Annotated in this window: 19 protein-coding genes and 2 tRNA genes; 17 read left to right on the top strand and 4 right to left on the bottom strand. The window is 72.9% G+C overall.

Features of this window, described 5'->3' with window-relative positions; genetic code table 11:
- Nucleotides 1–19: 19 nt before the first annotated feature.
- Nucleotides 20–1,102 (bottom strand): M48 family metallopeptidase, encoded by a 1,083-nt coding sequence (locus NX794_RS09730; RefSeq protein ID WP_258777887.1) that lies wholly within the window; start codon nucleotides 1,100–1,102, stop codon nucleotides 20–22.
- Between the two features lie 103 nt (nucleotides 1,103–1,205).
- Between NX794_RS09730 and NX794_RS09725 the strand changes: the two genes are divergently transcribed.
- From NX794_RS09725 to NX794_RS09685, 9 genes are all read left to right on the top strand, one after another.
- Entirely contained in the window at nucleotides 1,206–1,370 is a 165-nt protein-coding gene (locus NX794_RS09725; protein ID WP_258777886.1) for a hypothetical protein, read from the top strand.
- A gap of 148 nt (nucleotides 1,371–1,518) precedes the next feature.
- Nucleotides 1,519–1,683 carry a hypothetical protein gene (locus tag NX794_RS09720; protein WP_258777885.1) on the top strand — a complete coding sequence of 55 codons (165 nt, stop codon included), beginning with the start codon at nucleotides 1,519–1,521 and terminating at the stop codon, nucleotides 1,681–1,683.
- A 55-nt stretch (nucleotides 1,684–1,738) separates the two neighbouring features.
- Complete coding sequence (gene nadD, locus NX794_RS09715; protein ID WP_258777884.1) at nucleotides 1,739–2,425, top strand: nicotinate-nucleotide adenylyltransferase; 687 nt, start codon at nucleotides 1,739–1,741, stop codon at nucleotides 2,423–2,425.
- A 16-nt stretch (nucleotides 2,426–2,441) separates the two neighbouring features.
- Nucleotides 2,442–4,247, top strand: a complete 1,806-nt coding sequence (locus tag NX794_RS09710; protein ID WP_258777883.1) for an LCP family protein — start codon at nucleotides 2,442–2,444, stop codon at nucleotides 4,245–4,247.
- A gap of 122 nt (nucleotides 4,248–4,369) precedes the next feature.
- Complete coding sequence (rsfS, locus tag NX794_RS09705) at nucleotides 4,370–4,816, top strand: ribosome silencing factor (protein ID WP_258777882.1); 447 nt, start codon at nucleotides 4,370–4,372, stop codon at nucleotides 4,814–4,816.
- Nucleotides 4,813–5,481 (top strand): histidine phosphatase family protein, encoded by a 669-nt coding sequence (locus NX794_RS09700; protein ID WP_258777881.1) that lies wholly within the window; start codon nucleotides 4,813–4,815, stop codon nucleotides 5,479–5,481. Before rsfS ends, NX794_RS09700 begins: the two co-directional genes overlap by 4 nt.
- A gap of 93 nt (nucleotides 5,482–5,574) precedes the next feature.
- Nucleotides 5,575–5,647, top strand: a tRNA-Ala gene (locus NX794_RS09695).
- A gap of 250 nt (nucleotides 5,648–5,897) precedes the next feature.
- Nucleotides 5,898–6,071, top strand: a complete 174-nt coding sequence (locus tag NX794_RS09690) for a hypothetical protein (RefSeq protein WP_258777880.1) — start codon at nucleotides 5,898–5,900, stop codon at nucleotides 6,069–6,071.
- Between the two features lie 3 nt (nucleotides 6,072–6,074).
- Nucleotides 6,075–6,308 carry a hypothetical protein gene (locus NX794_RS09685; RefSeq protein ID WP_004931461.1) on the top strand — a complete coding sequence of 78 codons (234 nt, stop codon included), beginning with the start codon at nucleotides 6,075–6,077 and terminating at the stop codon, nucleotides 6,306–6,308.
- On the opposite strand, the gene NX794_RS09680 is transcribed toward NX794_RS09685, so the two are convergent.
- Complete coding sequence (locus tag NX794_RS09680; protein ID WP_428985880.1) at nucleotides 6,277–7,491, bottom strand: glycosyltransferase 87 family protein; 1,215 nt, start codon at nucleotides 7,489–7,491, stop codon at nucleotides 6,277–6,279. The two genes, NX794_RS09685 and NX794_RS09680, sit on opposite strands and share 32 nt — an antisense overlap.
- 102 nt (nucleotides 7,492–7,593) lie before the next feature.
- Here NX794_RS09680 and NX794_RS09675 point away from each other — a divergent pair.
- A tRNA-Ala gene (locus tag NX794_RS09675) sits at nucleotides 7,594–7,666 on the top strand.
- Nucleotides 7,667–7,779: 113 nt separating this feature from the next.
- Here NX794_RS09675 and NX794_RS09670 read toward each other — a convergent pair.
- The gene (locus NX794_RS09670) at nucleotides 7,780–9,390 is read right to left on the bottom strand and encodes an NADH-quinone oxidoreductase subunit NuoF family protein (protein ID WP_258777878.1); all 1,611 of its coding nucleotides are present in this window, start codon (nucleotides 9,388–9,390) and stop codon (nucleotides 7,780–7,782) included.
- On the bottom strand, nucleotides 9,387–10,775 hold the full coding sequence (locus NX794_RS09665; protein WP_258777877.1) for a ferric reductase-like transmembrane domain-containing protein: 1,389 nt from the start codon (nucleotides 10,773–10,775) through the stop codon (nucleotides 9,387–9,389). The genes NX794_RS09670 and NX794_RS09665 overlap by 4 nt, the downstream gene beginning before the upstream one ends.
- A 356-nt stretch (nucleotides 10,776–11,131) precedes the next feature.
- On the opposite strand from NX794_RS09665, the gene leuS reads away from it, so the two are divergent.
- From leuS to NX794_RS09630, 7 genes are all read left to right on the top strand, one after another.
- On the top strand, nucleotides 11,132–14,011 hold the full coding sequence (gene leuS / locus NX794_RS09660; RefSeq protein ID WP_258777876.1) for a leucine--tRNA ligase: 2,880 nt from the start codon (nucleotides 11,132–11,134) through the stop codon (nucleotides 14,009–14,011).
- Between the two features lie 136 nt (nucleotides 14,012–14,147).
- Nucleotides 14,148–14,831, top strand: a complete 684-nt coding sequence (locus NX794_RS09655; protein WP_258777875.1) for a hypothetical protein — start codon at nucleotides 14,148–14,150, stop codon at nucleotides 14,829–14,831.
- 90 nt (nucleotides 14,832–14,921) lie between these two features.
- On the top strand, nucleotides 14,922–15,767 hold the full coding sequence (locus tag NX794_RS09650; RefSeq protein ID WP_258777874.1) for a DegV family protein: 846 nt from the start codon (nucleotides 14,922–14,924) through the stop codon (nucleotides 15,765–15,767).
- Nucleotides 15,768–16,243: 476 nt separating this feature from the next.
- Nucleotides 16,244–16,987: a ComEA family DNA-binding protein gene (locus tag NX794_RS09645; protein ID WP_428985879.1), complete on the top strand. Its 744-nt coding sequence runs from the start codon at nucleotides 16,244–16,246 to the stop codon at nucleotides 16,985–16,987.
- Nucleotides 16,984–19,650 (top strand): ComEC/Rec2 family competence protein, encoded by a 2,667-nt coding sequence (locus NX794_RS09640; protein WP_428985878.1) that lies wholly within the window; start codon nucleotides 16,984–16,986, stop codon nucleotides 19,648–19,650. The genes NX794_RS09645 and NX794_RS09640 overlap by 4 nt, the downstream gene beginning before the upstream one ends.
- Before the next feature lie 197 nt (nucleotides 19,651–19,847).
- Nucleotides 19,848–20,729 (top strand): YceI family protein, encoded by an 882-nt coding sequence (locus NX794_RS09635; RefSeq protein WP_258777872.1) that lies wholly within the window; start codon nucleotides 19,848–19,850, stop codon nucleotides 20,727–20,729.
- 75 nt (nucleotides 20,730–20,804) lie between these two features.
- Nucleotides 20,805–21,050, top strand: coding sequence for a hypothetical protein (locus NX794_RS09630; RefSeq protein ID WP_258777871.1), 246 nt, complete (start codon nucleotides 20,805–20,807; stop codon nucleotides 21,048–21,050).
- Nucleotides 21,051–21,555: the final 505 nt, after the last annotated feature.

Genomic DNA, 21,555 nt, shown 5'->3' with positions numbered 1-21,555 from the left:
GACCTCGCGTGCCCGGGGGCTACGCCTCGTCTCCCTCCCGCGCGTCCTTCGGCGGCGGCGGGGTGCGGAAGCCGTCGAAGCCGCGGCGGACCCGGCCGCCCAGGTCGCCCGCGCCGCCCGCCAGATCGCTGACCAGCTTCATCAGCGGGTCCTTGGAGCCCTTCACATCGCTCGCGTAGCCGGCCGCCGACTCGCGGAAGGAGTCGCGGACGGAGGTGTCCTTGTCCTCGTCCCGCCGCGGGTAGTGACCGTCCATGATCCGCTGGTGGTCCCGGGACTCGGCCCACTTCTTCAGCTCGGCCGCCCGCACGGTGGTGAACGGGTGCGAGCGGGGCAGCACGTTGAGGATCTTCAGCACCGAGTCGCGCAGGTCGCCCCCCGAGTCGTACTCCTCGGCCTGCTCCAGGAACGCGTCCACGTTCATCTCGTGCAGGTGGTTGCCGCCCGCGATCTTCATCAGGCCGCGCATCGAGGCCCGTACGTCCTGGCCCACCAGCAGTCCCGCCCGGTCGGCGGACAACTCCGACTTGCGGAACCACTCCCGCAGCGCCGTCACCAGCGCCATGATCGCGATGTTGCCCAGCGGGATCCAGGCGACCCGGACCGCCAGCGTGGTCAGGAACAGCAGGATCGTGCGGTACACCGCGTGCCCGGACAGGGCGTGCCCCACCTCGTGGCCGACGACCGCCCGCATCTCCTCCTCGTCGAGCAGCTCGACGAGCCCGGTGGTGACGACGATGATCGGCTCGTCCAGACCGATGCACATCGCGTTCGGCTTCGGGTCCTGCGTGACGTACATCGGCGGGACCTTCTCCAGGTCCAGGATGTAGCAGGCGTCGCGCAGCATGTCGTGCAGGTGCGAGAACTGCCGGTCGGAGACCCGCACCGAGTCGGACAGGAACAGCAACCGCAGGCTGCGCTCCGGCAGCAGCCCGCTGAGCGCCTTGAAGACGGTGTCGAACCCGCTGAGCCTGCGCAGCGCGACCAGGGCGGAGCGGTCGGCCGGATGCTCGTACGCGCGTGAGGAGATGCCCGGGAAGCGGGTGCGCTGCCTGCCGGGCAGCCGCTCCCGCCCCGTCTGCTGGTGGTCGTCGTCGGACATGTCTTCCCCCAAGTGCGTGTCAGTGCCCGCTGCACCCCCGGGGCGGGGCCCAGCCTGGGCGGAGATACCGTGGACGGGCAGTACAGCCGAAGGAGTCCATGTGATGGAGCACCACCCCGCAGCCGCCCGGCTGACCGAGGCCGCCACGAGCGCCGTCCAGCAACACGGGTCGGGAAATCTGCTCCGTATCGTTCTCGTCGTCATGATCCTGGGCTGTGCACTGACCGCGTGGTTCCTGCTGCGCGGCTACAAGCGGAAGGACGACTGACGGCCGCGGGAAGTTCCCCGCCCGTTCCGGCCCGGCGTGTCGGCCACCGCCCGGCCCCAACGGCGGAGTCGGGGTGATCGGCGCCCGGCCGCCCGCATACGATGAGCCGACATCTTTATCCCGCCCACACGCGATAGGTCCGCCGAAGATGATCCTCCACACTGCCGCAGCCCACTTGGTCACCCTTGCCGCCGAGGGCGAGGAGCACGGCGGCAACCACAACAGCCTGAACCCCGCCATCACGGGCGGCAGCGCCTTCGTCATCCTGCTTCTGCTGCTGTGGATCACCACGCGCTTCAACCGCGACCGCTGAGCGCGAGCCCGTCCCCGGCCGGACGCCTCAGGCCGGGCCGGTAGGGTCTGCACGCATGGGAGAGCAGGACATGCCTACCGGTCCGGCACACGCGACCGCCGACGGCACGGTGCAGGACCCGGGGGCCCGGCCGGGCCACGGCCCCGCCCGCACCGGCAAGCGGCGCCTCGGTGTCATGGGCGGGACGTTCGACCCGGTCCACCACGGGCACCTGGTGGCCGCCAGTGAGGTCGCCACCCAGTTCCAGCTGGACGAGGTGGTGTTCGTGCCCACCGGCGAGCCCTGGCAGAAGTCGCACCGCACGGTCTCCCCGGCCGAGGACCGCTATCTGATGACGGTCATCGCCACCGCCGAGAACCCCCAGTTCTCCGTCAGCCGCATCGACATCGACCGCGGCGGCCCCACCTACACCGTCGACACCCTGCGCGACCTGCGCGCCCTCAACCCGGACACCGACCTGTTCTTCATCACCGGCGCCGACGCGCTCGGCCAGATCCTGACCTGGCGCGACTCGGAGGAGCTGTTCTCCCTCGCGCACTTCATCGGTGTCACGCGTCCCGGCCACCACCTGGCCGACCCCGGCCTGCCGGAGGGCGGTGTCTCTCTCGTGGAGGTTCCGGCGCTGGCCATCTCCTCCACGGACTGCCGTGCGAGAGTCGCCAAGGGGGACCCCATCTGGTACATGGTGCCGGACGGAGTCGTGCGCTACATCGACAAGCGCGAGCTGTACCGCGGCGAGTGAGCCGAGAGGGGCACCGGTGAACAACCGATACGACGCGGGCGACGCACACTACGGCGACGGCCCCTACGAGATCACGGGTTATGACGAGTACGGCCGGCCCGTCTACCGGCAGGTCCCGCAACAGCAGACCCCGCAGCCGGCCCCCGACCCCTACGCCCAGCAGGACACCGCGGGGCAGGGCGGCTACGGCTACGACCCGTACGCCACCGGCGGACAGCAGGCGTCCCCCTACGGGTCCGCGCAGCAGCCGTCCGCCTACGATCCCTACGGCACGCAGACCCCGTACGACCCCTACGGCACCGGCACCCACGCCCCCGGCGGCCCCTACGACCCGTACGGGCAGGCGGCGAGCAGCGGGCAGCAGCCGAGGGTCGCCGAGCAGACCGCCTACATCCCGCAGCAGGCCGGCCCCCAGCAGACGCCGTACACCCCGGAGCCGCCGTACGCACCCGACGAGTCGTCCTACGGCGAGTCGCCGTACCCGCCCGGCGAGTCCCCGTACGCCCCCGGGGAGCCCGCGCGGCAGGACGACCCGGAGCGGCCGGACCACGGCGCCGAGCAGTTCGCGTTCGTCGAGGAGCCGGACGGCGACTCCGAGGACGTCATCGACTGGCTGAAGTTCACCGAGAACCGCACCGAGCGCCGCGAGGAGGCCCGCCGCCGGGCCCGCGGCCGGATCGTCGCCCTGCTCGTCGTCCTCGCCCTGCTCGTCGTCGCCGGCGTCGGCTACCTCTGGTACGCGGGCAAGCTCCCCGGCCTGTCCGCCGCCGGCGGCAAGAACGGCACCGCCACACCGGTCGCCGCCCAGAAGCGCGACGTGCTCGTCATCCATCTGCACAACACCGGGAAGAGCGGCACCTCGACGGCGCTGCTGGTCGACAACACCACCACCAAGCAGGGCACCACCGTCCTGCTGCCCAACTCGCTCGCCCTCAGCGGCGACGACGGCTCCACCACCACCCTCGCCAAGTCGGTCGAGGACGACGGTTCCTCCGGCACCCGCGACCAGCTCGACACCGTCCTCGGCACCGACATCCAGGGCACCTGGCGCCTGGACACCCCCTACCTCCAGAACCTCGTCGACCTGGTCGGCAACATCGAGGTCGACACCAACGCCGACGTGCCCGACCCGGACAGCAAGAAGAAGGGTGCCGCGCCCCTCGTCCACCAGGGTTCCGACCAGACCCTGAGCGGCAAGACGGCCGTCGCCTACGCCACCTACCGCGCCCCCGGCGAGGCCCAGAACGCCCAGCTGGAGCGCTTCGGCCAGGTTCTCCAGGGCGTCCTGCGCAAGATCTCCTCCGAGCCGGACTCGGCGACCACCACCGTGCAGACCCTCGCCCAGATCCTCGACCCGCCGCTCACCGACAAGGACCTCGGCGCCTTCCTGGCCAAGCTCGCCGACCTCGCCAAGAGCGGCGACTACAAGACCGCCCTGCTGCCCGTCGGGGCCGACGGCACCCTGAGCGCGCGGACCAGCGACAGCGTGGTCAAGGACATCCTCGGCGGCACCGCCAAGAGCCCCGACGCCGGCTCCGCGGTCCGGGTCTCCGTACAGAACGCCACCGGCGTCGAGGACGACGCCGAGAAGGCCCGCGTGACGCTGCTGAACGGCGGCTTCACCTTCCTGGAGGGCGGCAGCGCCGGCGGCACCCGGGCCGTCTCGAAGGTGACGTACGCGGACGCCTCCCACCAGGCCGACGCCAGTGAGGTCGCCAAGACCCTCGGCCTGCCGGCCGGCTCGGTGGCCAAGGGCGCCGTCTCCTCGGGCGCCGACGTCTCGGTCGTCCTCGGCGGCGACTACAGGCCGGCCGCCTCCTGACGGGCCGGCCGGCCGGTGCGCCCACGCGCGCGGGGGCAGCCCACGTGCCGTCATCGCGTGGGGTGCCCCGGGCGGGCCGTGAGACCCTTGAGGTTCAGTGCCCGCCGACGGAAAGCCATGTAGTGACCGCCACCGACCGTTCCCTTGAGCTCATCCACACCGCCGCCCAGGCGGCTGCCGACAAGCTCGCCCACGACGTCATCGCCTACGACGTCAGCGACGTCCTGTCGATCACGGACGCCTTCCTGCTGGCCTCGGCGCCGAACGACCGCCAGGTCAGGGCCATCGTCGACGAGATCGAGGAGCGCCTCCAGACGGAGCTGGGCGCCAAGCCGGTCCGCCGCGAGGGCGACCGCGAGTCCCGCTGGATCCTGCTGGACTACGTCGACATCGTCGTCCACGTCCAGCACAGCGAGGAGCGCGTCTTCTACGCCCTGGAGCGGCTGTGGAAGGACTGCCCCGAGCTGGAGCTGCCCGCCGACGCCAAGGCCACCCGCGGCAAGGCCGAGGAGCACGCCAAGCTGCAGGCCGCCGAGGCCGACCAGGAACCGGACGGGGACTGGCGATGAATGCCACCGGCGAGGTCACCGACCGCCGGGGCCGGGGCCGCCGCGTCATCCTGTGGCGGCACGGCCAGACGTCGTGGAACGTGGAGCGCCGCTTCCAGGGCACCACGGACGTCGAGCTGACCGAGACCGGCGTCGGCCAGGCGCGCCGCGCGGCCCGGCTGCTCGCCTCCCTGCAGCCCGACGCGATCGTCGCCTCGGACCTCCAGCGGGCCGCGGACACGGCCGCCGAGCTGGCCGCCCTCACCGGTCTGGAGATCACCCGCGACGAGGGCCTGCGGGAGACCTACGCGGGCGTCTGGCAGGGGCTCACGCACCAGGAGATCATCGCCCGGCACGGCGCGGAGTACGCCGCCTGGAAGCGCGGCGAGCCGGTCCGCCGCGGCGGTGGTGAACTGGAGTCCGAGGTCGCCGACCGCGCCGCTCCCGTGGTGCTGCGGCACGCCGAGAAGCTGCCCGAGGACGGCACCCTCGTCGTCGTCAGCCACGGCGGCACCATCCGCACCACCATCGGCCGGCTGCTCGGCCTGGAGTCCCGGCACTGGGAGAGTCTCGGCGGCCTCTCCAACTGCTGCTGGTCCGTGCTGGGCGAGGGCGCGCGCGGCTGGCGTCTGCTGGAGCACAACGCGGGCACCCTCCCGGAACCCGTCCTCGGCGACGACGACTGAGCGCCCCGGGGCCCCCGGCGCCCGGATTTCACTTTCCGGCAGGTCACAGGCTAAAGTTCTTCTTGTTCGCCCCGCCGAGCGGGAAGAACACCAGGGGCTATAGCTCAGTTGGTAGAGCGCCTGCATGGCATGCAGGAGGTCAGGAGTTCAATTCTCCTTAGCTCCACGGATCGGCACTCGGCGAGTGCCAGGATCGGTGATGAGGATCCCGTCCCCGCTGGGGGCGGGATTTTCTGTTCTTCGGCCAACTGTTCCCGCACCGTCTTGAGTCACCCCGGGCTCCGGGTCGTATACCTCCCCGAAGGTGTACTCGGGGCGTGTCCGTACTGGTACTGAGGCGTCGCTGACCGTATTGGTCCGGCCGTGGCAGAATCAAACGGCCGGAAGGGGGCGCGGCCCGACGGGAGGGAGCAGTGATGCCTGCGAGCATCCTTGAGGAGGGCGGCCACCTCCTCGGGGCGGCGTTGATACGGGACACGACCACCCGGCTCGACTGCCCTTCCTGCGGTTCCGCGCACGTGGCCCAAGTCCTCGGCGACAGCGGCGGAATCACCTACGTGTGCACGGCCTGCGGCCACTGCTGGAGCTGATCGATGGGTGCACACAGGCGGAAGTGCGACTGGTGCGGCAGCGGAACGCCGATCGTCCGGGACATGGAGCCGATCAACCCCGAGTACCAGTACTGGTGCGAGGAGTGCGCGCGGGCGCTGATCATAAAAGGCGACCCGATCGAGACGTACCGCGAGCTGGAGGGCGAGCCGATCTACGGCCGCCTCCTGGAGGAGCACTGCACCCTCAAGAGGTTCTACTCGTTCGTGACGGCCTGACGCCTCGCATCCCGTACGGCCTGACGCGTCCCGCGAGGAAGAGCGCGCCGGCGCACGCGTAGAGCGCCGAGAGTGCCAACTCCACGACCCCTTGGTGCATTTCGGGCCGTCCCATGCCGTGCGGCACCCACCAGGGCGTGTACGACGAGAACACCAGCAGCGTGCCCAGGGCCGCCGCCCGCCGCCCTTCCGTCCACAGCAGCAGGACCAGCGGCACGCACCACACCCAGTGGTGGGTCCACGACACCGGACTGACCAGCAACGCGGTGACCGCGCAGGCGCACACCGCCCCGGCCCGCCGCCCGCGCAGCTCCGCCGCCACCGCGACCGCGAGCCCCACCAGAGCCACCACGGCCGCGCACAGGGCCCAGTACGCCCCGGGGTCGGGTGTGTGCAGCAGCCGGGCCAGTACGCCGCGCAGGGACTGGTTGCCGGTGTCCTCGGCGTGCCCGACCCGGCTCGCCCGGAAGACCATGTCCGCCCAGAACCGCCGGGAGTCGTACGGCAGGACGGCCGCCGCCAGCAGGGTCGCCCCGGTGAACGTGACGGCCGCCCCGCGCGCGTGCCGCAGCCACCGGCTCCCGTCTCCGTCGCGCAGCCGGGCCACGATGCCCGTGGCGAGCAGGAACAGCACGAACAGGGCGGGGGTGAGCTTCACCGCGACGGCCAGCCCCAGGGCCGCCCCGGCCCAGCGGTCGTGGCGGCGGGTCAGGTCCCACAGCACCAGAACGGCCAGCAGCAGGTTGACCTGGCCGTAGCGCAGCGTCGTCCACACCGGCTCGCACCACACGGCCGCTGCCGCCGCCCACCACACCGCCCGCGCGCGCGTGTAGCTCACGAGGCGCAGCGACAGCCGGACGAACAGCACCAGCAGCACCAGATTGCCGGCCGTCGCCAGCAGCCGCAGCGGCGCGGTGTCCAGCAGGGACAGCGGGGTGAACAGCAGCGCGGCGAACGGCGGGTAGGTGGTGGGCAGGTGCGCGGCCGTCGCGCGCAGGGCGTACAGATCGCCGCCCGCGCGGACGGTGGCGCCCTCGGCCCGGTAGACCAGCAGGTCGATCATCGACACGTGCGCGGCCCGTTGTGCCAGGCAGAAGGCCGTGAACGACACCAGGCACACGCCCAGGGCGACCGGTGCGCGGCGGGCTGCGGAGAACGCGATCACGGTCACGAAAGGTGACATTAGCGCCCGTAGGGGAGCCAAGCGGAATCCGATTTGGTGGTCCGCCCCCCGGACCGTGTAATGTTGGCGTCGCCGCCAGGGAAACCGGGCGGAACACCGCGAGGGGCTATAGCTCAGTTGGTAGAGCGCCTGCATGGCATGCAGGAGGTCAGGAGTTCAATTCTCCTTAGCTCCACAAAAATCGAAGGCGGATCATCCCGAGGGATGATCCGCCTTCGGTCTGTTCTGGTCTGTTCTGGTGTGCGGAGAGGGGGCTTCCGGAATTCCGGGAGCCCCCTCTCCGCACGTTCAGCGGCCGAGCGCGCGCCGGCCGCGGCCCTGGGAGAGCACCGGCAGGTTGCGCGCCGGCGCCTGCGCGCGCGTGTCCTCCTCGATACGCAGGGCCAGGGCCGGGCAGCGGCGTACCGCGCGCAGCGCCTTCGCCTCCGCGTACCGCGGCACCTGGGCCTGCGCCACGGTCGGGAAGCCGTCCGCGCCCAGCTCGAAGACCTCCGGCAGGATGTCGGCGCACAGGCCGTGGCCCCGGCACAGCGTCCAGTCGACGTGGATCTTCTGTCGGCTCGCGCCGGTCTCCTCGGGCTCTTTGCCGCCCGGGATGCCCGTGGCCGCCCTGCCCCCCTCGAAGAGCGGCAGCACGCCCTCCACGGGCCGTCCGCAGCCGTTGCCGAGGACATGGGCGGCCAGGTCGTCGGTGAACGCCTTGATGGTCGACTCCAGGAACATCGCCGAACCGTCCGGGTGCGAACAGGCCCCGCGCCGCTTGACGTTCTTCGCGACCTGCTTCAGCGCCTCCAGGGCGGCCGGGCCGCCGCCGTTCAGGATGTCCTCCAGGCCGCGCGCGGCGGCGGGCAGTCCGAGGTAGCAGGGGCCGCACTGGCCGGCGCTCTCCTCGGCCAGCCACTGCGCCACCCGCAGCGACTCGCCCAGCGGGCAGGTCTCCTGGGTGATCGGGAGGATCGCGCCGGCGCCCAGCGAACCGCCCACGGCGTCCAGCGAGTTGCGGGAGACCACCGCCTCGTTCACGGTCGCCGCGTCGATCCACTTGCCGTGGTAGCCGCCGGTCAGCACGCCCTGCGGCACCGGCGGGGCACCGGCCAGCTGAAGGACGTAGCGCAGCGGCACGCCCGTGGGCACCTCGATGACCATCGGGCGGGCGACGGCGCCGGAGACGGTCAGCATGACGGTGCCCGGCTCGTCGTAGAGGCCGGTGTTGCCGTAGCGCTCCGGGCCGATGCGGGCCGCGATGGCGAGCTGCGCGAAGGTCTCCGCGTTGGACAGCAGGGTGGGCGCGCCGCCGACCCCGCTCCTGGAGGCGCTGATCTTGCGGCCGGGCGGGATCGCCGGGCCGCCGTCCACCGAGCGGATCAGCGCGGCGGCGGCACCGGTGACCATGCGCACCGGATTGCGCTGCACCCACGCGCGTAGAGCCGATCTACGGCTGTTGCTCAGACCTCGTTCGGCGAGGGCGGCCTCCACGGAGCGCTGCGTCGACTCCCGGGTGACGCCGATCACCAGCGTGCGCGCGCCGAGCGCCTCGGCGCACAGCAGGGCGCCGTCCAGGATGAGGTGCGGGGCGCGGTTGATCAGCACCGTGTCCTTGCGGCAGGCCGGTTCGTCCTCGCTGCCGTTGACCACGACGACGGGCCGCACCCCGCGTTTGATCGCCGACTCGGCGACGGAGCGCAGCTTCTTGTGGAAGGGGAAGCCCGCGCCGCCCCTGCCCCTGAGGTTGATGCGCTCGGCGAGCTGGGCGAGCTGTTCGCCGCCCAGCGGGTCGAGCGGCCCGTGCACCTTCAGGTGCATGGGCAGGTCGAGCCGTTCCACAAGGTCGAAACCCGACGTGAGCTGGGGAAGTCCGACGACGCGGACTTCGGGGACGTCGGGCAGGGCCTCGTTCACCTATGGCCTCCGGAGGGCATGTTCCAGGGTTCGCCCGAACCCGGCGCGTCATAGGAGGCGCCGGGCGATGGTTCCGTGGCGGGACCGCCGTCGAACGTGTCACTCGGGTTGTACGCGCCGTGGAGGCCGTTTGTCTCACCGGTGTCGTACACGTCACGTCCGCCGTATCCCGGCATGCCCGGGCCGCCGTAGGCCGGGATGGTGTATCCGGTGTCCTGGAGCGGGTCGTACGCGGACGGCGGCGCCTCGCCGACCGGGGGCGGGGACGGGATCGGCCAGCTCCCGGAGGTGCTGGAGAGGCCGTCCACGCGCGGCATCGCCTCGGTGGCCCGGAAGGTCGGCGGCACGTCCATGCGCGCGGTCTGCTCGGTGGCGTACGGCTGCGGCGGGCGGCCCGGCGTGGAGACCGCGCGGTAGGCCGCCGCGAAGCCGGGGGCCGGCTCGGCGGGGGACTGGTACAAGGAGCCGGAGTCGGTGAGGGGCTGGTACAGGGGGCCGGACGCGGCGGGGGACTGGTAGTGGGTCCCGGGATCGGTGGGGGGCTGGTACAGGGGCCCAGGGTCGGTGGGGGACTGGTACAGGGGCCTGCCGGGGGCAGGCGAGGGCTGCGGCTCGCGGCGGGGATCGAAGCCCGCGCGGGACGGCTCGGCCGCCGCCCGGGACCGGCTCGCCTCCAGTCGCTCGGCGCCCGGCCGCTCCTCGGTGCCGATGAGCGCCACGACGCGGTCGGCGACCTTGCGCTTGAAGGGGCGCGGCGCGGCCCGCAGCGCCAGCGCGGCCATGATGGCGACCAGGCACAGTTCGTACGACACCATGAAGAAGGTCTTCGCCGGGCGGCCCGCGAACAGGCCGTGCACCAGGGCCGCGCACAGGGCCGGGTAGGCCAGCATGTGCATGGCGCGCCAGCGGGCCGCGACCGGCGCGGGGGAGGCGAACCGGTTGCGCAGCGCGCCGGTGACGCCCACGAAGATCATCAGCAGGGCGGCCAGCGAGCCGAGCCCGATCAGTCCGGCGCTGCCCCTGACGCCGAGGCCGAACGGGATGAGGGCCGCGATCAGGACGGTGTGGCCGAGGGCCACCTTGATCGTGACGTGCACCAGCAGGAACGCGATCGAGGCCACGGCGAGCACCCGGTGGATGGCCTGGGCGACGATCCGCTGCCGGGTGTTGAGGATCAGCCGGTCCTGCGTGACCAGGCCCCAGATCACCGAGCTGGTCAGACTGACGAGCGCGACGACGCCCGCACCGAAGTCCAGGAAGTCCTGGAGCCAGCCGCCTCCGTACACCACGACCACGGGTATGAGCAGCAGGACGACAGCGCTCGCGATCCCGTAGGCCGACCGGCCCGGTCGGGGGAGCGAGCTGTTGCGACGACGAGGGTTCATGGGGGCAACTCCGAGCAGTTTCGGGAAGGCGGTCCCGCTGCCGAACTGTAGGTGGCGCCATACCGATCGGTACGAGGTTTGCGTTATCGCGTTGTCATCAAAGAGCACGGGGCTCGGACGGGTGGCATGTCCATCAGGCATACGGAAGCGCGTCGCGGCTTGCTCAAGCGCTGCGGTACCCTAACCGCATGCGTGCCGTACGCCTTCTGCTTAGCGGGCCGCGCTGATCAGTACCGACCCCCGGTCGAACCCGTGAGGTCGGCATCGGCGCGGCGTCCCCTCCTGTGTGAGGGGCTTTTTCGTTTCCGGGAACGCCGCAGCCGCAGGCAGAGACGATCGATGGAGCTTTGAGGATCATGAGCGAGACGAACCCCGCCGCCGCCGCTACGTCGGCGGAGGCCGCCCCGCACCGCTACACGGCCGCCATGGCCGCCGACATCGAGGCACGCTGGCAGGACTTCTGGGACGCCGACGGCACCTACGCGGCGGCCAACCCCACGGGCGACCTGGCCGGCGACCCTGCGCAGGTCGCCCGGCCCGAGAAGTTCATCATGGACATGTTCCCGTACCCCTCCGGTGCGGGCCTGCACGTCGGCCACCCGCTGGGCTACATCGCCACCGACGTCTACGCCCGGTTCCAGCGCATGACCGGCCACAACGTCCTGCACACCCTGGGCTTCGACGCCTTCGGCCTGCCCGCCGAGCAGTACGCGGTGCAGACCGGCACGCACCCGCGGGTTTCGACCGAGGCCAACATGGAGAACATGAAGGCCCAGCTGCGCCGGCTGGGCCTGGGCCACGACAAGCGCCGGTCCTTCGCCACGATCGACCCGGACTACTACAAGTGGACCCAGTGGATCTTCCTGCAGATCTTCAACTCCTGGTACGACGACGAGGCCCGCAAGGCCCGCCCGATCGCCGAGCTGGTCGCGCGGTTCGCGTCCGGTGAGCGGGCGGTTCCGGGCACCACGCGCGCGTGGGACGAGCTGAGCGAGACCGAGCGCGCCGACGTCCTGGGCGAGTACCGCCTGGCCTACGCCTCCGACGCGCCGGTGAACTGGTGCCCCGGCCTGGGCACCGTGCTGGCCAACGAGGAGGTCACCGCCGACGGCCGCTCCGAGCGCGGCAACTTCCCCGTCTTCAAGGCCAAGCTGCGCCAGTGGAACATGCGCATCACCGCCTACGCCGACCGGCTGCTGGACGACCTGGAGGAGCTGGACTGGCCCGAGGCCATCAAGCTGCAGCAGCGCAACTGGATCGGCCGCAGCGAGGGCGCCCGCGTCGACTTCCCGATCGACGGCGAGCGCATCACGGTCTTCACCACCCGCCCGGACACCCTGTTCGGCGCGACCTACATGGTGCTGGCGCCCGAGCACCCGCTGGTCGAGAAGTTCACCCCCGGCGCCTGGCCCGAGGGCACCCACGAGGCCTGGACCGGCGGCCACGCCACCCCGGCCGAGGCCGTCGCCGCCTACCGCGCGCAGGCCGCCGCCAAGTCCGACGTCGAGCGCCAGGCCGAGGCCAAGGACAAGACCGGCGTCTTCACCGGCGCCTTCGCGACCAACCCGGTCGACGGCGAGCGGGTCCCGGTCTTCATCGCCGACTACGTGCTGATGGGCTACGGCACCGGCGCGATCATGGCCGTCCCGGCGCACGACAGCCGCGACTTCGCCTTCGCGCGCGCCTTCGAGCTGCCGGTCCGCTGCGTGGTCGAGCCCACCGACGGCCGCGGCACGGACACCGCCGACTGGGACGACGCCTTCGTCTCCCACGACGCGAAGATCGTCAACTCGCACGGCGAGGGCGTCAGCCTGGACGGCCTGGGCGTCGCCGAGGCCAAGGCCCGTATCACCGAGTGGCTGGCGGACCGGGGCATCGGCGAGGGTACCGTCAACTTCCGGCTGCGCGACTGGCTGTTCAGCCGCCAGCGCTACTGGGGCGAGCCCTTCCCGATCGTCTACGACGAGGACGGTGTCGCCCACCCGCTGCCCGAGTCGATGCTGCCGCTGGAGCTGCCCGAGGTCGAGGACTACAGCCCGCGCACCTTCGACCCGGACGACGCCGACACCCAGCCGGAGACGCCGCTGTCCCGCAACGAGGACTGGGTCAACGTCACCCTGGACCTGGGCGACGGACCGAGGAAGTACCGCCGCGAGACCAACACCATGCCCAACTGGGCCGGCTCCTGCTGGTACGAGTTCCGGTACCTGGACCCGCACAACGACAAGAAGCTGGTCGACCCGGAGATCGAGCGGTACTGGATGGGCCCGCGCGCGGGCCGGCCGCACGGCGGTGTCGACCTGTACGTGGGCGGCGCCGAGCACGCCGTACTGCACCTGCTGTACGCGCGCTTCTGGTCCAAGGTCCTGTTCGACCTGGGTCACGTCTCCTCGGCGGAGCCGTTCCACAAGCTGTTCAACCAGGGCATGATCCAGGCCTACGTGTACCGCGACAGCCGCGGCATCGCGGTCCCCGCCGCCGAGGTCGAGGAGCGGGACGGCGCCTACTACCATGACGGCGAGAAGGTCAGCCGCCTGCTGGGCAAGATGGGCAAGTCGCTGAAGAACGCGGTGACCCCGGACGAGATCGCCGCCGAGTACGGTGCCGACACACTGCGCCTGTACGAGATGGCCATGGGCCCCCTGGACGTCTCCCGCCCGTGGGACACGCGCGCGGTCGTCGGCCAGTTCCGGCTGCTGCAGCGGCTGTGGCGCAACATCGTCGACGAGAACACCGGCGAGGTCACCGTCACCGGCGCCGAGGCCGACGAGGACACCCTGCGCGCCCTGCACAAGGCGATCGACGGGGTCCGCCAGGACCTGGAGGGGCTGCGCTTCAACACCGCCATCGCCAAGGTCACCGAGCTGAACAACCACCTGACCAAGGCGGGCGGCGCGCTGCCGCGCTCCGTCGCCGAGCCGCTGGTGCTGATGGTCGCGCCGCTGGCCCCGCACGTCGCCGAGGAGCTGTGGCGCCGGCTGGGCCACACCGACTCGGTCGTCCACCAGGACTTCCCGGTCGCCGACCCCGGCTACGTCGTGGACGAGACCGTGACCTGTGTCGTGCAGATCAAGGGCAAGGTCAAGGCCCGCCTGGAGGTGCCGCCGGCCATCTCCGACGAGGAGCTGGAGAAGGTCGCGCTGGCCGACGAGAAGGTGGTCGCGGCGCTGGACGGCGCCGGCATCCGCAAGGTGATCGTGCGGGCGCCGAAGCTGGTGAACATCGTCCCGGCGTGAGTGACGGCGGCTCGCCGCCGCCTTGGGGTAGTCCCCTACGGGCAGGTTCGGGGTTCCGGCGGAACTCCGTGCCTGCCCGCTGCGTTTACCGTGGAGAGCACAGCGGCTCGCGCCGTGCCGCCGGAGGAGGAGCGCCGTGGAAACAGTGATCGCCGTGTTCGCCCTGCTCTTCCTGCTCTTCGTCGGCCTGGGCAGCTACGCCGCGGTCAAGGCGGTCGGCGCCGCCAAGCGCGGCGTGGACCGGACCATCGCCCAGGCCCGCCGTACGGTCGAGGACCACACCCTGCGCGCCAAGTCCTTCGCGCAGCTCGGCCCCGCCGGCGAGATCGCCCAGCTCAGACTGGCCCTGCGCACCTCGATGCGCGCCACCCAGGACGCGCTGCGGGCAGGCGCGGCCGAGGACGAGTCCCTCAAGGAGTCCCTCGGCCTGTTCGAGCGGCTCAGCGCCCACGCCCACGAGCTGGACGCCGACCTCAAGCGCCTGGAGACCGAGCCGGACCGGGCGACACTCGCGGCCCGCATGCCGGGGCTGCGCGAGCGGACGGAGCGCATCACCGGCTCGGCGGACTCGTTGCGCTGGGCCGTGCGCGACCGGGCGCGCCGCTTCGCCGACGACGACCTCGGCTCGCTCAGCGCCCAGATCGACATCGAGGCGGACGCCCTGCGCCACTGGGCCCCGCCCGCGAGCACCCCGGCGCCCCCGCGGCAGGCACCGGACACCCCCGCGGGCGACCGCCCCGCACCGCAGGCGATCACCTCACCCGCACCCTCCCCCACCTATCCCTGGCAGAAGAAACCCCGCCCCGAGAGCACCACTTGACCCCGCACACCTGTCCGACCAGGAGCCATGGCAGCCGCGCCGCCGGGGCCGGGCTGCCGTGTGCGCACTACGGCAGGTAACCTCCAGCTCATGTCCCGCCATGTCGCGATCGTCACCGATTCAACGGCCTACCTGCCGCCCCGGGCGATGGAGCGTCACGGCATCACGGCGGTGCCCCTGACCGTGGTCCTCGGCGACCAGGCGCTCGAAGAGGGCACCGAGATCTCCACGCGCTCCCTGGCCCAGGCTTTGCAGAAGCGCCGCTCCGTCACCACCTCCCGCCCCAGCCCCCAGGTCTTCGCCGAGACCTATCGCAGGGTCGCCGAGTCCGGCGCGAGCGGCATCGTCTCCCTGCACCTGTCCGCCGAACTGTCCGGGACCTACGACGCGGCGGTCCTCGCGGCCCGCGAGGCACCGGTACCCGTGCGGGTGGTGGACACCGGGATGGTCGCGATGGCCCTCGGCTTCTGCGCGCTCGCCGCCGCCGAGGCCGCGGAGTCCGGCGGCACGGTGGACGAGGCCGTCACCGCCGCCGAGAAGCGGGCGGCCGGCACCTCCGCCTACTTCTACGTCGACACCCTCGACTACCTCCGCCGCGGTGGCCGCATCGGGGCCGCGCAGGCCCTCTTGGGCTCGGCCCTCGCCGTCAAGCCGCTGCTCCAGCTCGACGCCGGCCGCATCGAGCCGCTGGAGAAGGTCCGTACGGCCTCCAAGGCCATCGCCCGGCTGGAGGAGATCGCCGCCGAGCGGGCGGGCAGCGCGGAGGTCGACATCGCCGTCCACCACCTCGCCGCACCGGACCGCGCCGAGGCCCTCGCCGACCGGCTGCGGGCCCGGGTGCCGGGCCTTGCCGAGCTGCATGTCAGCGAGATCGGGGCGGTGATCGGGGCGCATACGGGGCCGGGGTTGCTGGGGGCGGTGGTCTCGCCGCGGTGAGGTTCACTCGTCGGTTCACTCGTCGGGGTGGCGGAGTTGTCCACAATGTGGGGGCCGTCCCCGGGAATTGACCAAGATCATCGCGGTTCGGCGGGATGTCCCATCCTCGTCGCATGGCACTTCGATCACGTTCCCGTACAGCCACCGTGACCAGCGGCCCTGGCCGGGGCCCCGCTTCCGACGGGCGCGCCCGCGACCACCGTCGAGCCCGGCGTCGTCCGCCCGCGCCGACGGAGGAGTTGCGCCGCCGGGCGGAGCTGCTCTTCGGCGAACGCGCCGTCCGGCGAAGGGAGTCGGGGAACGGGCCGCCGGAGGGGGATCGGGCGTCGAGCGTGGCGTCGGAAGCGAGGCCGGGCCCGGTGACGGTCTCGGCGCTGGGCTCGGCACCGGGACTCAGCCCGGCGGGGTCGGTGGCAGTGGCTCCACGGCGCCTGCGGACGGCTCCCGGCCCCGAAACGGCCACCCCCGCAGCCCCGTTGCAGCCCACAGTTCCCTCGGAGCCGCACCTGCCCACCGCGCCGGACTGGCGGGCACGGATCGGACCGGCCCTGCGGGATCGGCTGCCGGTGTGGTTGCAGGCGCGGTGCGGGGTGGAGCGGCGAGGTGTCGTGGCGCTCGCCGTGGTGCTCGTGGCCGCCGCCGTGTTCGCGGTGCAGCACTTCTGGACCGGCCGCACCCAGTCGGTGAGCGCACCCCAAGTGGTCCGCGCCCAGGCGTCCTACGCCCCGCAGCGCGAGGAGGCGAAGAGCGGACCGGCGCCCGGGGCCTCGGCGACGACGCCGGGCGCCGAGATCGTCGTGGACGTCGGCGGCAAGGTCCGCACCCCGGGAATCCTGCGGTTGCCGATGGGCTCCCGGGTGGCCGACGCCCTGCGCGCGGCGGGCGGCGTGCGTCCCGGCGTGCGCGTGGAGGGACTCAACCGGGCCCGCTTCCTGATCGACGGCGAGCAGCTCGTGATCGGGGCACCCGCGTCAGCCGCGGCCCCGGCGGGCGGCGCGTCCACGGGGGCCGCGGGGGCGGGCCCGGCGGCCCCCGTCTCCCTTAGCACGGCCACCGTGGACCAGCTCGACACCCTGCCGGGAGTGGGCCCGGTTCTGGCCCAGCACATCGTCGACTACCGCACCCGGCACGGCGGTTTCCGCACGGTCGACGAACTCCGCGAGGTGAACGGCATCGGCGACCGCCGCTTCACCGATCTCCGTGACCTGGTGCGGCCATGAGCCGGGTGCCTGTGCGGACTGGGACCGCCCCCGCGTCGAGGGAGCGTGACGATCCGGCGCAAGCAGACCGGACAGCGGCCCTCCTCGACCTGCGCCTGGTGCCACCCGCCCTCGCGGCCTGGGGCACGGCGGCCCTGACGCTGGGCACACCGGCGAGCTGGACGGTGGGCATCGCGGTCCTCTGCCTGGTCGGCGGAGTGGTGCTGCTGTGGACTCGGCGGAAGGAGCGTCCCGGACCACCCGCCGCACGGGCCGGCCGGTACCCCTGGGCCCGCACCACGGGCGCCGCCGTACTGCTCTGCGCCGCGGCGGCCGCCACCTCGGCAGGGCTGCACGGCGCGGACGTACGGCGCGGGCCGGTGCCGGAGCTGGCACGGCGCACGACGACCGTGACGGCCGAGGTCGAGGTGAGCGGCGACCCCTGGCTGAGCAGACCACGGGTGCGCGGCGATCACGCGGCACCGGTGGCGGTACTGGTCCGCGCGGAGGTACGGCGGGTGGCGGAGCGGGACGGGCGGAGCGTGCGGACCCGGACACCCGTGCTGATGGTCGTCGACGCGAAGGTGCCGGCGCCGCGGGGGAACACCGTGCCGAGCGGCCCTCCGGAGCCGGCCGACAGGGCCGCGCCGGGCGGAACCACGACGACACCGCCGGAACGCAGGACCACCGCCGGCCGCGCCGGCTGGCTCGGCCTGCTGCCCTCCACACGGCTGTCGGTCGCCGGGCGGCTCGCGCCCGCGCTGACCGACGGTGACCGCACCGCCGCCGTCCTGCGGGTGCGGGCTCGGCCGGTGCCGGCGATCGTGGCCGGTCCGAGCGGGCCGCAGCGGCTCGCGGGGCGGCTGCGGGCCGGGCTGCGGGAGGCGACCGACGGTCTGCGAGGGGACGCGCGGGCACTGCTGCCCGGGCTGGTCGTCGGGGACACCTCGCGGATCACGCCGGAGCTGGACGACGCCTTCAAGGAGACGGACCTGGCGCACACGCTCGCGGTGTCCGGCAGCAACCTCACCGTCCTGCTCGCCCTGCTCGTCGGACCGCCCGGCCTGGCACAGCTGGCCGAGCGCCGGGGCCTCGCCCCGCGCCTCGGGCTCCCGCTGCGGGCGACCGCCCTGACCGCCGGGGCGCTGACCCTGGGATTCGTGGTCGTGTGCCGGCCCGACCCGAGTGTGCTGCGGGCCGCCGCCTGCGGTGCGGTCGCCCTGCTCGCCCTGGCCACCGGCCGCCGCAGATCCCTGCTTCCGGCCCTGGCCACGGCCGTCCTCCTGCTGGTGCTGTACGACCCGTGGCTGGCCCGGAGCTACGGCTTCCTGCTCTCCGTGCTGGCCACCGGCGCGCTGCTCCTGCTGGCTCCGGGCTGGAGCGAGGCGCTGCGAAGGCGCCGGATGCCCGCGCGCCTGGCCGAGGCGCTGGCGGCGGCCGCGGCGGCACAGGCCGTGTGCGCGCCGGTCGTGGCGGTGCTGTCGGCCCGGGTGAGCCTGGTGGCGGTGCCGTGCAACCTGCTGGCGGAGTTCGCGGTGGCGCCGGCCACGGTCCTGGGGTTCGCGGCGCTCGCGACGGCACCGGTGGCGATGCCGGTGGCCAAGACGCTCGCCTGGTGCGCGAGTTGGCCGGCCGGCTGGATCGCCGGAGTCGCGCGTACCGGGGCCGCGCTGCCCGGCGCCGGCGTGGACTGGCCGGGGAGCTGGGCTGGCGCGCTGCTGCTCGCGGTGGTCACAGGGGCCGTCGTCCTGGCTGGCCGGAGGCTGCTGAGACACCCGTGGTGGTGCGGCCTGCTGGGTCTGCTGCTCGTGCTGGCGGTCGTGCGGCCGGCACCCCTGACCCGGGTGCTGACGGGGTGGCCGCCGCCGGGATGGCGGTTCGCGATGTGTGACGTCGGGCAGGGCGACGCGACCGTGCTGGCGGCCGGGGAGGCAACCGCGGTGGTCGTGGACGCCGGACCCGACCCGGCGCCGGTCGACCACTGCCTGGGACAACTCGGCGTCACCCGCGTCCCCCTCCTCGTCCTCACCCACTTCCACGCCGACCACGTGACGGGTTTGACCGGTGTGTTGCGGGGCCGGTCGGTGGCCGAGATCGAGACGACGACCTTGCCGGAGCCCGCCGAACAGGCCGCGTCCGTCAAGAGGGCGGCAGCCGAACGGCACATCCCGGTCACCCGGGCCGCCGCGGGAGAGGAGCGACGGATCGGGCCGCTGACCTGGCGCGTCCTGTGGCCCCCACCCGACGGGCGGCCACCCACCGGCGCACCGGCGCCTTCCACCTGGCCGGGCGCCCTCGCGCGGCCGGACGGACCGAACGACGCCAGCATCGCCCTGCTCGTCCGCACGGGCGGCCTGCGGATCCTGCTGCTGGGCGACCTCGAACCCCCGGCCCAGCAGGCGTTGTTGCGGTCACCGGCGGCGGGCGAGCTGGCTCGTGTGGACGTCCTGAAGGTGGCCCACCACGGCTCGGCCTACCAGGACCCGCAGTTGATACGGCTGGTGGCTCCCCGGGTGGCTCTGGTCTCGGCGGGCGCCGAGAACCCCTACGGTCATCCGGCGCCGTCCACGGTGGCGGCGCTGCGGGCCGGCGGCGCGACGGTGCTGCGCACGGACCGGGACGGATCGCTCACGGTCGGCGGGAGCGGAGGGCCTGGCGGGGAGCTGAGCGTGTCGAGGGGGTGAGGGTGGGTGCCGAGCCCGGGGGCCGGTCGCGCGGCTTCGGAACGGCAGCGCTTGACGGCGGCGCCTCATACGGATCTCTTGCGGCGCATCCGCCGCCGGTTTCCCTCGATGTCGTCCCATGTTGCCCCGAAAGCCGCATCGGTGATCGAATGGATCTTCGGCAACGGATGATGTCGAGGCGTACAGGGGTGTCGTGGATGTTCGGCCGCTGGATGGGTCACCGGGCGGGATGGGGGCAGCGGATGAGCCCGCTGGCGGGGGTCCGGACGCCCGTGGACGCCGGGGTGCTGAGCTGCCGGGTGGTCGATCCGGTCAACGAGCCGGTCCGGGGCGCTGATCTCGCGGTCAGCGACGGCATGGGACGCAAGGTGGTGGCCGGCGGTACGGATCCGTACGGGTTGTTCATGGCGATGGTGCCGGCCGGGGAGTACCGCCTCGCGGTGTCGGCCGAGGGCTACGCGCCCTACCGGGCCACGGCGCTGGTCGGCGCGAACTCCCTGGCCTCGCTCGGTGACGTGACGCTCCAGGTCGCGCAGCCGCCCGAGCCGCCGGCGCCGGGAGACTGGGAGGTCGAGCCCGCGCACTCCTCGATCGCCTTCAGCGCGCGGCACATCGGTCTGGCCCGCATCCACGGGCGGTTCGACTCCTTCGCCGGTGTGGTGCGGATCGCCGAGCAGGTGGAGCGGTCGCAGATGCATGTCGTGATCGACGCGGCGTCCATCGACACCGGGGTCCGGATGCGGGACGACCACCTGCGCTCGGCTGACTTCCTGGACGTCGGGCGCTTCCCGGTGCTGGAGTTCTACGGCGACCGGTTCGTGTCCAAGGGCGGCAACCGGTGGGCGGTCACCGGCGGGCTGTCGCTGCACGGCGTGACCCGGACCGTCACGCTCGACACCGAGTACCTGGGGCTCGGCAGCGGGCTGGAGGGCGAGACGCGGGCCGCCTGCCGGGCCACCACCGAACTCCACCGGGACGACTTCACGGTGAGCTGGCAGTCCATGCTGGCGCGGGGCATCGCGGTGGTCGGTTCGAGTGTCCGGGTCGATCTCGACGTGCAGATCGTCCCCAAGTCCTGAGCCGGCCCGGCCCGGACGCAGGGGGCGGCGGTAGGGCGCGGCGGTAGGGCAGCGGCCGTACCGGAGAATGAGCGCGTGAGCGATGTGAGACACGTGCTGGTGCTGCCCGACCGCGATGCCGCCGAGGAGGCGGCGCTGGCCCTCGGGGAGCGTTTCGGGACCGACGAGGAGCCCCAGCTCGTCCGGGACGCCCTGGCCGGCGAGGACGACGCCGAGGACGCGCAGTGGCTGCTGGTCCTGCGCGACGAGCGGCACCGGCTGGACCCGGCGGAACTGGACGCGTTCGCGGGGGAGTGGGACGGCTGGCGCGAGGAACCGTAACCCGGAGACGGGGCCCGGTGCCCGCCCCACCAGACGGGGTCTGGTGCCCGCCCCACCAGACGGGGTCTGGTGCCCGCCTCCCGGACGGGGCCTCGTACCCGCCCCCGGACGGGGTCTCGTGCTCGCCTCCCGGACGGGGTCTCGTGCCCGCCCCTTGGACGGAGTCTGGTGCCCGCCTCCCGGATGGGGTCTGGTGCCCGCCTCCTGGACGGGGTCTCGTGCCCGCCCCACCGGACGGGATCTCGTGCCCGCCCCCACCGGACGGGGCCTGGTGCCCGCCTCCCGGACGGGGTCTCGTGCCCGCCCCCCGACGGGACCTCGTACCCACCTCCCGGACAGGACCTCGTACCCACCTCCCGGACGGGACCTCGTACCCACCCCCCGGACAGGACCTCGTACCCACCCCGGACACGGCCTCCGGGTCCCGTCCCCGAGATGGGCTCCGGGTGTGATCGGGGACGCGTCAGGGGTGACGGCGGCTTCGCTGTCGGTGGCGCGTGGGATG

Source organism: Streptomyces pyxinicus (assembly GCF_024753135.1).
GTDB lineage: Bacteria > Actinomycetota > Actinomycetes > Streptomycetales > Streptomycetaceae > Streptomyces > Streptomyces pyxinicus.
The sequence above is the reverse complement of the archived record's forward strand: the minus strand, read 5'-3'. Positions and strand labels throughout refer to the sequence as shown.

Coding starts and splice junctions, on each gene's coding strand:
- nadD (WP_258777884.1), top strand. CDS start 1,739: ATGGGAGAGCAGGACATGCCTACCGGTCCGGCACACGCGACCGCCGAC.
- NX794_RS09730 (WP_258777887.1), bottom strand. CDS start 1,102: ATGTCCGACGACGACCACCAGCAGACGGGGCGGGAGCGGCTGCCCGGC.
- NX794_RS09685 (WP_004931461.1), top strand. CDS start 6,075: ATGGGTGCACACAGGCGGAAGTGCGACTGGTGCGGCAGCGGAACGCCG.
- NX794_RS09650 (WP_258777874.1), top strand. CDS start 14,922: ATGTCCCGCCATGTCGCGATCGTCACCGATTCAACGGCCTACCTGCCG.
- leuS (WP_258777876.1), top strand. CDS start 11,132: ATGAGCGAGACGAACCCCGCCGCCGCCGCTACGTCGGCGGAGGCCGCC.
- NX794_RS09640 (WP_428985878.1), top strand. CDS start 16,984: ATGAGCCGGGTGCCTGTGCGGACTGGGACCGCCCCCGCGTCGAGGGAG.
- NX794_RS09680 (WP_428985880.1), bottom strand. CDS start 7,491: ATGTCACCTTTCGTGACCGTGATCGCGTTCTCCGCAGCCCGCCGCGCA.
- NX794_RS09700 (WP_258777881.1), top strand. CDS start 4,813: ATGAATGCCACCGGCGAGGTCACCGACCGCCGGGGCCGGGGCCGCCGC.
- NX794_RS09635 (WP_258777872.1), top strand. CDS start 19,848: ATGTTCGGCCGCTGGATGGGTCACCGGGCGGGATGGGGGCAGCGGATG.
- NX794_RS09665 (WP_258777877.1), bottom strand. CDS start 10,775: ATGAACCCTCGTCGTCGCAACAGCTCGCTCCCCCGACCGGGCCGGTCG.
- NX794_RS09725 (WP_258777886.1), top strand. CDS start 1,206: ATGGAGCACCACCCCGCAGCCGCCCGGCTGACCGAGGCCGCCACGAGC.
- NX794_RS09720 (WP_258777885.1), top strand. CDS start 1,519: ATGATCCTCCACACTGCCGCAGCCCACTTGGTCACCCTTGCCGCCGAG.
- NX794_RS09690 (WP_258777880.1), top strand. CDS start 5,898: ATGCCTGCGAGCATCCTTGAGGAGGGCGGCCACCTCCTCGGGGCGGCG.